This is a genomic window from Dactylosporangium aurantiacum (genome assembly GCF_000716715.1).
Lineage (GTDB): Bacteria > Actinomycetota > Actinomycetes > Mycobacteriales > Micromonosporaceae > Dactylosporangium > Dactylosporangium aurantiacum.
This window is the reverse complement of sequence record NZ_JNYJ01000019.1, coordinates 99,573-113,980: the sequence shown is the minus strand read 5'-3', so window position 1 is coordinate 113,980 and position 14,408 is coordinate 99,573. Positions and strand designations below refer to the sequence as shown.

The 14,408-nt window shown below is 76.3% G+C and carries 7 protein-coding genes; all 7 read left to right on the top strand.

Annotation, left to right across the window (positions count from 1 at the left end):
- Window position 1: 1 nt before the first annotated feature.
- The 7 genes from OP18_RS21745 to OP18_RS21715 all read left to right on the top strand — a co-directional run bounded on the left by OP18_RS21745 (window position 2) and on the right by OP18_RS21715 (window position 14,300).
- Window positions 2-748, top strand: coding sequence for a thioesterase II family protein (locus tag OP18_RS21745; RefSeq protein ID WP_245635489.1), 747 nt, complete (start codon window positions 2-4; stop codon window positions 746-748).
- 23 nt (window positions 749-771) lie between these two features.
- Complete coding sequence (locus tag OP18_RS21740) at window positions 772-2,040, top strand: activator-dependent family glycosyltransferase (protein WP_033360815.1); 1,269 nt, start codon at window positions 772-774, stop codon at window positions 2,038-2,040.
- Window positions 2,041-2,059: 19 nt separating this feature from the next.
- Window positions 2,060-2,998 carry a hypothetical protein gene (locus OP18_RS21735; RefSeq protein ID WP_033360814.1) on the top strand — a complete coding sequence of 313 codons (939 nt, stop codon included), beginning with the start codon at window positions 2,060-2,062 and terminating at the stop codon, window positions 2,996-2,998.
- A gap of 15 nt (window positions 2,999-3,013) precedes the next feature.
- Entirely contained in the window at window positions 3,014-3,997 is a 984-nt protein-coding gene (locus OP18_RS21730) for a hypothetical protein (RefSeq protein ID WP_033360813.1), read from the top strand.
- Entirely contained in the window at window positions 3,994-5,172 is a 1,179-nt protein-coding gene (locus OP18_RS21725) for a macrolide family glycosyltransferase (RefSeq protein WP_052387095.1), read from the top strand. Before OP18_RS21730 ends, OP18_RS21725 begins: the two co-directional genes overlap by 4 nt.
- 178 nt (window positions 5,173-5,350) lie before the next feature.
- A complete protein-coding gene (locus OP18_RS21720; protein ID WP_033360812.1) occupies window positions 5,351-12,952 on the top strand; it encodes a non-ribosomal peptide synthetase in 7,602 nt (2,533 codons plus the stop codon).
- 1 nt (window position 12,953) lies between these two features.
- Window positions 12,954-14,300: an MFS transporter gene (locus OP18_RS21715; protein WP_052387094.1), complete on the top strand. Its 1,347-nt coding sequence runs from the start codon at window positions 12,954-12,956 to the stop codon at window positions 14,298-14,300.
- Window positions 14,301-14,408: the final 108 nt, after the last annotated feature.

The following is a 14,408-nucleotide window of genomic DNA, read 5'->3' as shown; positions in this document are numbered from 1 at the left end:
CATGACCACCAGTGACCTTTGGGTGCGCCGGTACCACCCCCGCCCCGACGCGCCGGTCCGGCTGGTGTGCTTTCCGCACGCCGGCAGCTCGGCGCCGTACTACCTGCCGGTCTCCGCGAACGCCGGGCCGGGCGTCGACGTGCTGTCCGTGCAGTACCCCGGCCGGCAGGAGCGGCGGAACGAGCCGCTCGTCGACGACCTCCACGAGCTGGCCGCGCGCTGCACCGACGCGGTGCTGCCGTGGCTGGACCGGCCGTTCGCGCTGTTCGGCCACAGCATGGGCGCCACCGTCGCGTTCGAGGTGGCCCGCCGGCTCACCGCCATGTCCCGGGAACCCCTGCACCTGTTCGTCTCCGGCCGCCGCGCCCCGTCCCGGCTGCGCGACGAGGACGTGCACCGCCGCGACGACGCCGGCATCGTCGCGGAGATGCAGTCGCTCAGCGGCACCGACACCCGGGTCTTCGACGACGAGGACCTGCTGCGCTCGGTGCTGCCGGTCGTCCGCAACGACTACAAGGCCGCCGAGACGTACGTGTACACCGAGGGCGAGCCGCTGCACTGCCCGGTGACCGTGTTCACCGGCCACGACGACCCGAAGGTCAGCGTCGAGGAGGCCGACGCCTGGCGCGGCCACACGACCGGACCGGCGGTGCTGCACGTGTACGACGGCGGCCACTTCTTCCTCGCCCGGCACCAGGCGGCCGTCCTGGCCGTCATCACCGGGTCCATGACCCCCGCCGCCGTCTGAACCACCGGAAGGAGCCGACACCGATGCGGGTGCTGTTCGTCACGCTGCCGGAGAAGTCCCACCTGTTCTGCATGACCCCGATCGCGTGGGCGGCGCGGGCCGCCGGTCACGAGGTCCGCGTCGCCAGCTCGCCGGCGTTCACCGACGTCATCGCCCGCACCGGGATGACCGCGGTCGGCGTCGGCGACGACAGCAACATCAGCTCCGCGATGGCGCAGCACCGCGAGTCGCAGGAGGTCGAGTCCGTCGACTGGAGCGAGCTGGACCCGGCGAAGCTCACCTGGGAGCGGGAGCTGGAGCGGGCCCAGATGGGCGCCTGGGGCTTCGCCTACTACAACGAGCCGATGATCGCCGACCTGGTCGCGTTCGCCCGGCACTGGCGGCCCGACCTCGTCGTGTGGGACCCGCTCACCTACGCCGGCCCGATCGCCGCCGGCGCGGTCGGCGCCGCCCACGTGCGCTCCATGTGCTTCGCCGACGTGTGGGCGATGAAGCGGCAGCTGTTCACGAAGCTGCGCGACGAGGTACCGCCGCCGCAGCGCCAGGACCCGATGGCGGACTGGCTCGGCGGGCACGCCGAGGCGCTCGGCGGCACGTTCACCGAGGAGCTCATCACCGGCCAGCTGACCCTCGACCCGCTGCCGGAGCGGCTGTCGGTGCCGTCGGACGTGCGGCGGGTCCCGGTGCGGTTCGTGCCCTACAACGGCCCCGCGGTCGTGCCCGGCTGGCTCACCGAGCCGGCCGCCCGCCCCCGCGTGTGCCTGAGCCTCGGCGCCGCCAACACCGAACGCTACGGCGGCGACTACGTGTCGAAGGCCGCGATCCTCGAGGCCCTCGCCGACCTCGACGTGGAGGTCGTCGCCGCCCTGCTGCCCGCCCAGGCGCAGGAGCTGGACCGGGTGCCGGACAACGCCCGCGTCGTGCAGTCGGTGCCGCTGCACGCCCTGCTGCCCAGCTGCGCCGCCCTCATCCACCACGGCGGCTTCGGCAGCTACGCCACCGCCCTCGTGCACGGCGTGCCGCAGCTGTTCGTGTCCACCCCGGTCGCCGACCAGACCCTGCGCGCCACCGGCCTGCAGCAGGCCGGGGCCGGCCTGTACCTGCCGCACGTGCAGGCCGGGCCGCAACAGATCCGCGACGCGGTCCAGCGCCTCGTGGCCGAGCCCGGGTTCGCCGGCAACGCCGCGACCCTGCGCGACGAGGCGCTGCGCCGGCCGGCCCCGGCACAGGTCGTCACCGAGCTGGAACGGTTCACCGCCGAGCAGCGCCCGGCGGCATGGCGGCGCCCCTAACTTCCCGAGAGGAGCCGGCGTGAGCCTCGCGTTCATCCTCGGCCAGAAGAACCTCACCTACGATCCGGCCGGTCTCGTCGCCCTGTACGAGCGGCACGCACCGGTCCGCGACGCCTACGACCTGGCGGCGGCATGGACCGGCGTCGACGTCGGGCTGCTGCTGCGGCCCGGCGACTCGGCGCAGCGCTCCCGCAACACCTCGATCGGGCTGGCCGCCGCCATGTTCGGCATCGCCGACCTGCTCGGCGGGCACGGCATCCAGCCGGCGATGGTCGGCGGGATCAGCCTCGGCGCGATGGTGTCCGGGGCGCTGTGCGGCGCGGTGTCCCGGCAGGACGTCATCGGGCTGCTCGCGCACACCGACGGCGACCAGCGCCCCGACCGTGCCGAGCTGCCCGAGGGCTGCGTCGCCGCGGTCCTGCCGCTCGGGCAGACCTACGAGTCGTTCTACGGCACCCGGCCCGGCATCTGGTTCGGCGGCGACTTCGGCATGCACACCAGCGGCGCGTTCCGGATGCTGCTGCTCAGCGGCTACCGCGACGCCCTGGACCAGCTCGCCGCCGGCTACCCGCCGGAGTACTTCGTGTTCAGCGACGAGACCGTCGCGGTGCACAGCCCGCTGCGGTACCGCGCCCGCGACGTCCTCGCCCGCATCGCCGCCGACCTCGCGTTCACCGACCCGGCGGTGCCGATGTGCTCGTCGCTGGAGCCGCGCGTGCTGCACAGCGCCGACCAGGTCCGCAGCGAGTTCAGCCGCAACGTCGTCGAGCCGGTCCGGGCCGACCACCTCACCGGGCAGATGCGCCGCCTCGGCGCGCGGCTCGGCGTCATCCTCGGCCCGACCCTGCCCCGTGACGGGTTCGAGTTCCCGTTCCCCGTCGTGTACGTCGACGCCCCGGACGACATCGGCCAGGTCGTGGCCGCCGTCCGCGAACACGACGTGCTCCTGCCCACGTGACCTAGGAAGGCCAGCATGAGCCTCGCGTTCATCTTCGGAACGAACCTGCTCAACTACGACCCGCGCGGCGTCATGGAGTTCCACGCCGCCAACCCCGCCATGCAGCAGGTGTACGACAAGGTCAGCACGTGGACCGGACTGGACCTGGACCTGCTGCTGCGCCGCCGGGAGGACGACCACGACGACATCGAGGCCCGGTCCCGGCACGGCTCGGTCGCGCTGGCCGCCGCGATGGTCGGCATCCACGACGTCCTCGCCACGCAGGGCATCCACCCGGCCGCGGTCGGCGGGCTCAGCCTCGGCTCGATGGTCAGCTCCGCGCTGGCCGGCGCGCTGCCCCGCGAGCGGCTGTTCGACCTGCTGATGCGCATGGACCACGTCGGACCCCGCGACCCCGACGGGCCGGCCGAGGGCGTCGCCGTCGCGTTCCTGCCCGTCGACCAGGACGAGGCGCTGCTCGTCGAGCCGAAACGCGACGGGGTCTGGCTCGCCGGCGACTTCGGCACCCACCCCACCGGCACGTTCCGGATCCTGCTGCTCAGCGGCTACCGTGAGGCCCTGGAGCGGCTCGCCGCCGAGACCGCGGCGTCCGGCGGGCTGGGCCAGGTCCAGGTGCAGGAGGCCAACACGGTGGCGGTACACACGCCGCTGCGGCAGGCCGTCGCGGACTCGATCGCCGCGATCGCCGGCGGGGCCGGCCTCGGCGCGCCGGTGCTGCCGCTGTGCTCGTCGCTGGAGCCGCGGACCCTCACCAGCGCCGCGGAGGTCGCCGACATGTTCGGCCGCAACGCGGTCGAGACGATCCGCATCGACGACATGAGCGCCGAGATGCGCCGGCACAAGACGCGCGTCGGGCTCGTCCTCGGCCCGTCGCTGCCGCGCGGCTGGATCGGTTTCCCGTTCCCGGTCGTGCACGTGGAGTCGCCCGCGGACCTGCCCGAGGTGATGGCGGCCATCTTCGACAACGGCGTCGTGCTCCCGCAACGGCGGGTCTCATGACCGGCCACATCGCGATCTTCGTCTTCCCGGACTTCGGGCACTTCAACCCGACGCTGCAGATCGCCCGGCACCTCGTGGAGCGCGGCCACCGCGTCACGTACGTCATCGACGAGGCCTACCGGGCGCCGGTGGCGTCGGTCGGCGCGGCCCTGGCCGGCTACCGGTCGGTGCGGCGCCGGCTCAGCGCCGGCAGCCACGTCGAGAGCGCCGAGATCGCCGACCTCGGCCTGGACATCCTCGCCGACGCCACCACGCGGGTCATCCCGGCCGCGCGCGCCGCCCTGGAGTCCGACCGGCCCGACCTCATCGCCTACGACTTCGAGAGCTTCGTGCCGGCCCGCATCCTGGCCCGCGAATGGGGCTGCCGCACGCTGCAGTACTTCCCGTACGTCGCCTCCAACGACCACTACTCGCTGCACGCGGCGACGATGGACCCGGACTCGGACTACGTGCACAGGGGCGTCGAGGAGATCATGAAGATCCTCGCCGAGGTGGAGCCGGATCCGGCGGCGATGTGGGCGATGATGGCCGTCGCCGACCGCCACAACCTCGTGTTCCTGCCGCGGGAGCTGCAGCCGCACGGCGACACGTTCGACGACACGTTCACGTTCCTCGGCCACTGCCTGCCCGCCGAGCCGCCGCCGGTCACCTGGTCGGCGCCCGACGACGACGTGCCGGTCGCGCTGATCTCGATGGGCACCGAGTCGAACGAGCGGACCGGGATGTTCCGGCTGTGCGCCGACGCGTTCGCCGACCGGTCGTGGCACGTCGTGATGACGCTGGGCCGCGGCAACGCCCTGGCCGCCGGGGTGTCCGCGGTCAACGTCGAGGCCCACGAGTGGCTGCCGCACCTGGCGGTGCTGCCGCGGGCGTCGGTCTTCGTCACCCACGGCGGTATGGGCAGCCTCGTCGAGGCGCTCTACCACGGCTGCCCCGTCGTCGTCGTGCCGCACACCCCGGAGAACACCGTCAACGCCCGCCGGGTGCAGGAGCTCGGCATCGGCCGGTACCTGCCGGCGTCGAGCCTCGACCCGGCGACGCTGCGGGCCGCCGTCGACGAGCTCACCGCCGACCCGCAGATCCTCGCCCGCGCCGCCGCGATGCGCGCCGCGATGCGCGCCGGCGGCGGCCCCGCCGAGGGCGCCGACGTGATCGAACGGCTGCTGAAGGACTGACCCGCCGGTCCCGGCCGTCACCGGGAGCACGACGGGGTGCCGGCCGGCGCCGTGGCACCCCGTCGCGGCCCGGCGTGCCCGACCGCCGCCGTCGCCGCCGACTCTTTGGCAAAGTCCCTAGCTCAGGTCGTGTTCCCTGTCAGCAGACGCAGCCCGCGCGCGACGGAGGGGACCCCCGATGAGCACCAGCACCAGCCCCGGCACCGGTCCAGCGCCCGTGGCGGCGGACGTGCGCGCCCTGATGGAGCAGCGGCTGGCGCGGCTCACCGCCGGGCCGCCGGCGCCGGCGATCCCGCGCGGCGACGGCCCCCGCCCGGCGTCCCCGGCGCAGCAGCGGCTGCTGTTCCTGGAGCAGCTGCACCCCGGCACCCCGACCTACCACGTGATCTTCACGCTGCGCATCGACGGCCCGCTCGACGCCGACGCGCTGGAGGCGTCGCTGCGCGGGGTGGAGCAGCGGCACGAGATCCTGCGCACCACGTACCGGCGCACCGGCGACGGCGAGGAACAGGTGACCGGCCCGGTCGGTCTGCGGCTGCGCCGGGTGGACCTGCCCGGCGCCGCCGACGCCCGGCTCGACGAGCTGGCCCGCGACGAGTACCACCGCCCGTTCGACCTGCGCGAGGGGCCGGTGTGGCGGGCCGTGCTGGCCCGCACCGCCGCCGACCGGCACCACCTGGTGCTGACCCTGCACCACGTCGCCTTCGACGGCTGGTCCGTCGACGTCCTCGCCCGCGAGCTGTCCGCCGGCTACGCCGCCGCGCTCGGCGATGGCCCGGCACCCGCCGCGCCGCCCGTCCAGTACGCCGACTACGCCGCCTGGCAGGTGCGCCGCCTCGCCGCCGGCGGCTTCGACCGGCAGCTGGCCTACTGGACCGGTCAGCTCGCCGGCGCCGCCGAACGCCTGGAGCTGCCGTCACCGGGCCCCGGCCCGGCCGCCGCGGGCGCCGGTGGCGGCGGCCGGGTCCGGGGCCGGGTCCCCGCCGACGTCACCGCCGCCGTGCGGGCCGCCGCCCGCGCCCACGGCGCCACCGCGCACGTGGTGCTGCTTGCCGCGCTGCACGCGCTGCTGCACCGCTACAGCGGGCAGCGCGACATCCTCGTCGGCACGCCCGTGGCCAACCGTGCGCTGCCGGAGCTGGAGCCGCTCGTCGGCCTGTTCGTCAACACCGTCGTGGTCCGCGCCGACGTCGAGCCGCGGCTGCCGTTCGCGACCCTGCTGGAGCGGGTCCGCGACGCCGCCACCGCCGCGCAGGCGCACCAGGACGTGCCGTTCGAGCGGGTCGTCGCGGCGCTGCCGCTGGCCCGCGACACCGACGCCAACCCGCTGTTCCAGGTGGTGTTCGACTGGAACAGCTCCGCCGCCCGCACCGGCACCACGGTGCGGCTCGGCGCGGCCCGGATGACGCTGGTCGAGCGGTTCCGCCCGGACACCGCGAAGTTCGACCTCGCCGTCTCCGTCAGCGAGCTGCCCGACGGCCTGGAGGTCGAGCTGGAGTACCGGCGCGACCTGTGGGACGAGCCGGCCGCCCGCCGCGCCGTGCGGCACTACCTGAACCTCCTCGCCGCCGCGGCCGCCGACCCGTCGCTGCCGGTGGAGCGGCTGCCGCTGCTGGACCCGGCCGAACGCGCGCTGGTCACCGACGCGTGGCAGGGGCCGGTCCAGGCGCACACCGACCGGCCCGACCTCACCGCCCGTATCGCCGCCCGCCGCGACAGCGACGCGGTCGCGCTCGTCCAGGGCGGCCGCCACGTCACGTACCGGGAGCTGGCCGCCCGCGTCGACCGGCTCGCCGCCCACCTGCGCGCCGCCGGCGCCGCCCCGGACCGGCCCGTCGGCGTGCTGCTGCACCGCGGCATCGACCTGGTCGTCGCGATCGTCGCGATCGTGCGCTCCGGCGCGCCGTACCTGCCGCTGGACCCGGACCACCCGGCCGAACGCACCGGCACCGTCGTCCGCGACGCCGGCGCGGCCCTCGTCGTCACCGACCGCGGGCTCGCCGGGACCCTCGACGGCACCGGCGCCACCCCCGTGTGCCTGGACGCCGAGGCCGACCGGATCGCCGCCCGGCCGGACCGCTGCCCGGACCCGGACATCCAGGCGGAGCACCTCGCGTACGTCTTCTACACCTCCGGCTCCACCGGGCGGCCCAAGGGCGTCATGGTCAGCCACCGGGCCGCCCACAACCAGGTGCACTGGCAGGTCGACCGGTTCGCGCTCGGCCCGGGCGCGACCGTGCTGTTCAAGACGAACGTCACCTTCGACGACTCGGTCGTGGAGATCTTCGCCGCGCTGTCCAGCGGCGCCCGGCTCGTCATCGCCGAGCCCGGCGGCCACCGCGACCCCGCCTACCTGCGCTCGCTGCTCGCCGCGGAACGGGTCACCTACGTGCGGTTCGTGCCGACGATGCTGGCGGCGCTGCTGGCGTACGGCGGCGACACCCCGCTGCCGGCGCTGCGCGTGGTCAAGAGCGCCGGCGAGGCCCTCACCCCCGAGCTGCGGGCCAGGTTCCTCGGCTCGCTCGGCGCGGAGCTGTACAACGCGTACGGGCCCACCGAGACGGCCGTCAACGTCACCGCCGACCGGTGCCGCCTCGACGGCGACCCCCGCGTGCCGATCGGCGCGGCCACCACCAACGTGCGCTGCTACGTGCTGGACGCCGCCCTGCAGCCGCAGCCGGTCGGCGTCCCCGGCGAGCTGTGCGTCGGCGGTGTCCAGCTGGCCCGCGGCTACCTCGGCCGGCCCGGGCTCACCGCCGACCGGTTCGTGCCCGACCCGTTCGGGCCGCCCGGCGGCCGCCTGTACCGCACCGGCGACCTGGTCCGCTGGCGCGACGACGGCCGCATCGACTTCCTCGGCCGGCTCGACCGGCAGGTGAAGCTGCGCGGGTTCCGGGTCGAGCTCGGCGAGGTCGAGGCGGTGCTCACCGAACGGGTCCGGCACGCCGCCGTCGTGGCCCGCGACGGACGCCTCGTCGCGTACGTGACCGGCACCGCCGACACCGCGCCCGACACCGCCGAGCTGCGGGCCTGGCTGCGCTCGAGACTGCCCGAGTACATGGTGCCCGCCGCGATCGTGCCGCTGCCGGCGCTGCCGCAACTGTCCAGCGGGAAGGTCGACTACCGGCGGCTGCCCGACCCGCCGGACCTGACACCGGACCGCGCCGGGTACACCGCCCCGCAGGGCCCGGTCGAGCAGGAGCTGGCCGCGCTGTGGTCGGAGGTCCTCGGCGCCGGGCGGGTCGGGCGCGACGACGACTTCTTCGCCCTCGGCGGCCACTCGATCCTCGCGGTGCGGCTGCTGTCGCGGGTCCGGCAGACCTTCGGCGTCGACGCGCCGCTGCGCTGGGTCTTCGACGCGCCGACCCCGGCGCGGTTCGCGCCGCTGCTGGACCGGGCGGCCGCCGGACCGCCGCTGCCGCCGGTCCCGGCCGCGACCGGCCCGGTGCCGGAGCTGTCCGCCGCCGAGGCCGGACTGTGGCTCGTCGACCAGCTCCACCCGGCCGACCCGTCCTACGTCGTGCCGGTCGTCAGCCGGCTGCGCGGCCCGCTGGACGCCGGTGCGCTCGGCACCGCCCTGACCGCCCTGCCGCGGCGGCACGACGCGCTGCGGACCGCGTTCACCGCCGACGGCGGCGAACCGCGCCGGGTCGTCGCCGACCATGCCGACGTCACCGTGCACCGGCACGACCTGCGGCACCTGCCGGCGGCGGACCGCGACGCCGCCCTCGCGCGGCTCGTCGGCGACGTCACCGGCGCCGGGTTCGACCTGGCCGAGGCGCCGCTGATGCGGGCCGCCCTGATCGCCGTCGCCGCCGACGAGCACGTCCTGGCGCTCGCGTTCCACCACGCCGTCGTCGACGCGTGGTCGCTCAACGTCCTGCACGACGACCTCGTCACCGCGTACGAGGCGGCCGCCGCGGGCCGCCCGCAGCCGCCGGCGCCGGCCCGCCGCACCGCCGCGGACTACGCCCGCTGGCAGCGCGGCCTCGCCGGCGGCGACCGGCTCGAGGCGGAGCTCGCGTACTGGCGGGACCGCCTGCGGGAGCTGCCCGCCGCGCCCGAGCTGCCGGCCGACCGGCCCCGGCCGGCGACCCCCGACCCGGCCGGGTCCGTGCACCGCTTCACCGTGCCCGCACCGGTCGCGACGGCGCTGCGGGACCTCGCCGCGGCCGAGGGCGGCACGCCGTTCATGGTGCTGCTCGCCGCGTACGTGACGCTGCTGCACCGGTGGACCGGCAGCGACGACGTGGTCCTGGCGATGCCGGTCGCCGACCGGGCCCGGCCGGAGCTGGAGCACGTCGTCGGGATGCTGCTCAACACCGTCCTGCTCCGGGTCCGGGTGCGCGGCACCGCGACGTTCCGGCAGCTGGTGCACGACGTGCGGACCGCGGTCGTCGAGGCGTACGAGCACCGGCAGCTGCCGTTCGCCCGGCTCGTCGAGGCCCTGCGGCTGGACGCCGCCGCACTCACCCGGTGCACGGTCACCATCGACCAGCCGCCGGCCGTGGCGACCCTCGCCGGCGGGGTGACCCTGCACCCCGAGCCGTTCGTCCCCACCTCGGCCAAGGCCGAGCTGAACCTGTCGTTCGAGGACGGCCCGGGAGGGCTCGCCGGTTCGCTGCTGTACCAGACGGCCCGCTTCGACGCCGGCCGCGTGGCCCGCACCGCCGGGCACCTGAGCACCCTGCTCGCCGGCGCGGTCGCCGCCCCCGACACCCCCCTCGAACGCCTCGACCTGCTCGACGCGGCGCAGCGGGAGGCGCTCACCGGCGACGAACCGGCGGACCGGCCGTCGCCGACGTGCCTGCACACGCTCGTCGGCGACGAGATCGCCCGGCGCCCCGACGCGGTGGCGCTGCTGTCCCGCGCGGGCGCCGTCACCTACCGGCAGCTCGGCGAGCGGGCCGCCGCGCTCGCGGCACGGCTGCGTGCCCGCGGGGTACGGGCCGGCCACGTCGTCGCCATCGCGCTGCCCCGCGGGGCCGAGCAGGTCGTCGCGGTCCTCGCGGTGCTGCGGACCGGCGCCGCGTACGTCGCGCTCGACCTGCGCCACCCCGAGGCCCGGCGGGCGGCCGTCCTGCGCGACAGCGGCGCCCACAGCATCGTCACCGACGGCCTCACCGTGCGCCGCCTCGACCCCGCGGCCCCCGCCCTGGCCGGCGACGGGCGGCCCAGGCCGCGGTCCGTGGCCTACCTCGCCTACACGTCCGGGTCGACGGGGACGCCGAAGGGGGTCCGCACCCCGCACGCCGCCGCGGCCGGCTACCTCACCGAGTACCTGCTGCCGACGTTCCGGCTCGGCCCCGGCGACACCGTCCTGCAGCTGCCGGCGCTCGCCTTCGACGCCTCCGTCCGGGACCTGATCGGCCCCCTGGCCGCCGGCGCCCGCGTGGTGCTCCTCACCGACGACCAGGCCACCGACCCGGCCGCGATCCTCGACGCGGTCGACCGCGAGGGCGTCACCTGCCTGCTCAGCGTGGTGCCGACCCTGCTGCGGTCGCTGCTCGCGGAGGCCGCGTCCCGCCCCGGGACCGGCCCGCGGCTGCGGCTGCTCCTCACCGCCGGGGAGGTCCTCGACCGGCACGACGCCGCCCGCGCCCGGGCCCTGTTCGCCGGGCGGCCCGCGGTCGTCAACCAGTACGGGCCGACCGAGGCCACCATGACCACCACCTGGCACCCCGTCGACGCCGGACCGGGCGAGCGCGGCGGCGTACCCATCGGCCGCCCCGCCCCCGGTGCCCGGGTGTGGCTCGTCGACGCCGCCGGCGACCTCGCCGCGACCGGCGTGCCCGGCGAGGTGTGGATCGGCGGTGACCGGCTCGCCGACGGCTACCACGGCCGGCCCGCGCTGACCGCCGAGCGGTTCGTGCCCGACCCGTTCTCCGGGGTGCCGGGCGCTCGCGCGTACCGCACCGGCGACACCGCGGTCCGCGACCCCGACGGGGTGCTGCACTTCCTCGGCCGCGGCGACGGCCAGGTGAAGATCCGCGGCAACCGGGTCGAGCCCGGCGAGGTCGAGGCGGTCCTGCGCGGGCTGCCGGGCGTCGCCGAGGCCGCGGTCGTGGCCACCGGCACCCCGGCCCGGCTGGCCGCCTTCGTCGCACCCGGCACCCTGGATGTCGCCGCGGTACAGGCGGCGCTGCGCGAGCTGCTGCCCGAGCCCATGGTGCCCGCGACGCTGCACGCCATGGCGGCGCTGCCGCGCACCACCAACCAGAAGGTCGACCGCAAGGCCCTCGCCGCCGTGCCGCTCGCGCCGCCGGTCGCCGATCCGCCGCGCACCGACGCCGAGCGCCGCGTCGCCGCCGTGTTCCACGAGGTGCTGCGTACCGAGCTGCCGCACGCCGGGCCGGTCGGCCGCGACGAGGACTTCTTCACCCTCGGCGGGCACTCGCTGCTCGCCGCCCGCCTGGCCGCCGCGCTGGGCGCCGCGTTCGGCCGGGCCGTGCCGCTGCGGTCGGTCTTCGACCTGCGGACCGTGGCCGCGATCGCCGCCGCCGTCGCCACCGCACCGGCCCCCGCGACGTCCACAGTGGAGCGCGCCGGCGACGGCCGGCCGACCCCCGCGCAGACGGCGATGGTGCGGCACCGGGCGGCCGGGGCCGCGTACCACATCGGCTTCGCCGCCTGGCTGGACGGCGCCGTCGACACCGTCGCGCTCGCGCGGGCCGTCGACGCCGTCGTGGCCCGGCACCCGGCGCTGCGCACCACGTTCACCGCCGACGGCGGGCACGCGCTCGTCGAGCCGGTCCTGCCGGCCGCGATCACGGTCCGGGACGCCACCGCCGACGCCGACGCGGTGGCCCTCGCCGAGGCCGACCTGCGCCGCCCGTTCGACCTCACCGCCGGCCCCCTGGTGCGGGCCACCGTCACCCGCACCGCCGCGGGCCGGCACCTGTTCGCGGTCGCCGTGCACCACGCCGTCGCCGACGGCTGGTCGCTCAGCGTCATCCAGCGCGACATCGCCGCCTACTACACGCACCTCACCGGCGGCGGCCGGCCGGCGCTGCCCACGGTCGCCGGGTTCGCCGCGCACGCCGCAGGCCGCACCGGCGACCTCGCCTTCTGGGACGGCCTGCTGCGCGACGTCCCCGTCGACGTCACCGCCGCCCCCGACCGGCCCCGGGCCGGGACCTGGTCCACGGCCGGCGCCGTGCACCGCTTCACGCTGCCCGCCGAGCTGTCCCGGGCGGTCCGGGCGATGGCCGACGCGACCGGCGCGACCACGTTCATGGTCCTGCTCGCCGCCGTGCAGCTGTGGCTGGCCCGGCAGAGCGGCGCCGGACGGTTCCTCGTCGCGGTGCCGGTCGCCGACCGGCCCGCCGCCGCGCAGCACGAGGTCGGGCCGTTCGCCAACGTCGTGCCGGTGCCCGCGGACGTCACCGGCGCACCGACACCGCGCGAGCTGGTCGCCCGGGTGCGCGGCACGATGCTCGCCGTCTGGGAGCACCAGGACACCCCGTTCGAGGTCCTCGCCGACCGCTACGACCCCGCCGCGCGGGCCGGCGACCGGCCGCCGCTGTGCCGCTTCATGTTCGCCGTGCAGAACCTGCCGCCGGGCGCGGACACCATCCCCGGGCTGCGGCTCGAGCCGGTCGACGTGGACCGCGGCACCTGCCGCTACGACCTGCACCTGCGCTGCCGGGAGACGCCCGACGGCATCAGCGGCTGGATCGAGTACAGCACCGCGCTGTACGACGCCGCGACCGTCCGGCGCCGCCTCGCCGACCTCTTCGACCTGCTCGGCGCGCTCACCGACGGCACGGAAGGCGCCTGACATGCGGCTGTTCCACGTCCTCTGGGCCGGCCAGGCCGTGTCCCTCATCGGCTCGTCGGTGACCGCGTTCGCCGCCGGTATCTGGGTCTACGACCAGACGGGATCCCCGGCGGCGTTCACCTTCATGGTCCTCGCCGCGACACTGCCCGGCATCGTGCTGCTGCCGCTCGCCGGCGCCCTCGTCGACCGGTGGGACCGCCGCCGGGCCATGCTGCTCAGCGACGCCGGCACCGCCACCGTCACGCTGCTCGCCCTGGTCCTCGTCAGCGTCGGCGCCTTCGCGCTGTGGCAGGTGTACGTGGTCGCGGTCCTGCTGTCGGTGTTCAAGGCGATCCAGTGGCCCGCGTTCGCCGCGCTCGTCGGCGAGATCGTGCCGCGCGAGCACCTGAGCAAGGCCAACGGCCGGGTCGGGCTGGCCGAGGCCCTCGGCGAGGTGCTCGGCGCCGTCATCGCCGGCAGCCTGTACGGCGTGCTCGGCCTGCGCGGCCTGCTGCTGCTCGACGTGCTCACCTTCACCGCGGCGCTCGGCACGATGCTGTGGTCGCTGCGGCGGATGCCGCCCCCGCCGGCCCGCGAGCGGGACCGCGCGGCGCCGCTGGGCGGCGAGCTGAGCGCCGGCTGGCGCTACATCAGGGCCCGGCCGGGCCTGTCCGGGCTGCTGCTGTTCTTCGCGGTGCACAACTTCGGCATGCAGTGGGTGATCGTGCTGGTCCCGCCGCTGGTGCTGAGCCTGGCCGGGGCGGCCGCCTACGGCGTGGTCGAGGCCGTCGGCTGGGCGGGCATGGTGCTCGGCGGTGCCGTCATCAGCGTCACCCGCGAGCCCCGGCACCGGATCCGGGCCGTGCTCACCGTCGCCACCGTCCAGGGGGTCCTGGTCGTCGCGATGGGCGCCGGGCACGCGGTGTGGACGGCCGCCGCGGGCATGTTCGGCATCCTCGCCGGCTACGCGGTCACCAACGCGGTCACCGCCACCCTGTGGCAGCGCAAGACACCGCAGGAGGTGCAGGGCCGGGTGTTCGCCGTGCGGCGGATGATCGCCTGGTCCGCGCAGCCGCTCGCCTACGCGACCGCGGGCCCGCTCGCCCAGTACGCCGCGACGCCGCTGGTCGAGCCCGGCGGTGCCCTCGCCGGCACGCTCGGGCGCGTCACGGGCGGCGGCACCGCGGGCGGGATCGCGCTGGTGTTCCTGGCCGCCGCGCCGCTGCTGCTCGGCATCGTGGCGTTCACCGCGCTGCGGCCGAGGGTGCGCCGGCTGGAGCGGGAGCTGCCCGACGCGCCCGGACCGGCGGCCCCGGCCGGTGCGGCCGACCCGGCGGCGGACGCTGCGCCGCAGCCGGCCGCGGTGTGAGGCCGCGATGCGACAGCGAACCGGTCCGAGTCCGGGGAAACCCCCAGACTTGATTTGCATGCCGCACCGATGCGGGGCTCCTGCCGCACGATGGCAGGACGCCGGCGG

What these genes read in the sequence shown, in the direction of transcription:
- OP18_RS21720 (WP_033360812.1), top strand. Translation starts at nt 5,351, where the DNA reads ATGAGCACCAGCACCAGCCCCGGCACCGGTCCAGCGCCCGTGGCGGCG.
- OP18_RS21740 (WP_033360815.1), top strand. Translation starts at nt 772, where the DNA reads ATGCGGGTGCTGTTCGTCACGCTGCCGGAGAAGTCCCACCTGTTCTGC.
- OP18_RS21745 (WP_245635489.1), top strand. Translation starts at nt 2, where the DNA reads ATGACCACCAGTGACCTTTGGGTGCGCCGGTACCACCCCCGCCCCGAC.
- OP18_RS21730 (WP_033360813.1), top strand. Translation starts at nt 3,014, where the DNA reads ATGAGCCTCGCGTTCATCTTCGGAACGAACCTGCTCAACTACGACCCG.
- OP18_RS21715 (WP_052387094.1), top strand. Translation starts at nt 12,954, where the DNA reads ATGCGGCTGTTCCACGTCCTCTGGGCCGGCCAGGCCGTGTCCCTCATC.
- OP18_RS21725 (WP_052387095.1), top strand. Translation starts at nt 3,994, where the DNA reads ATGACCGGCCACATCGCGATCTTCGTCTTCCCGGACTTCGGGCACTTC.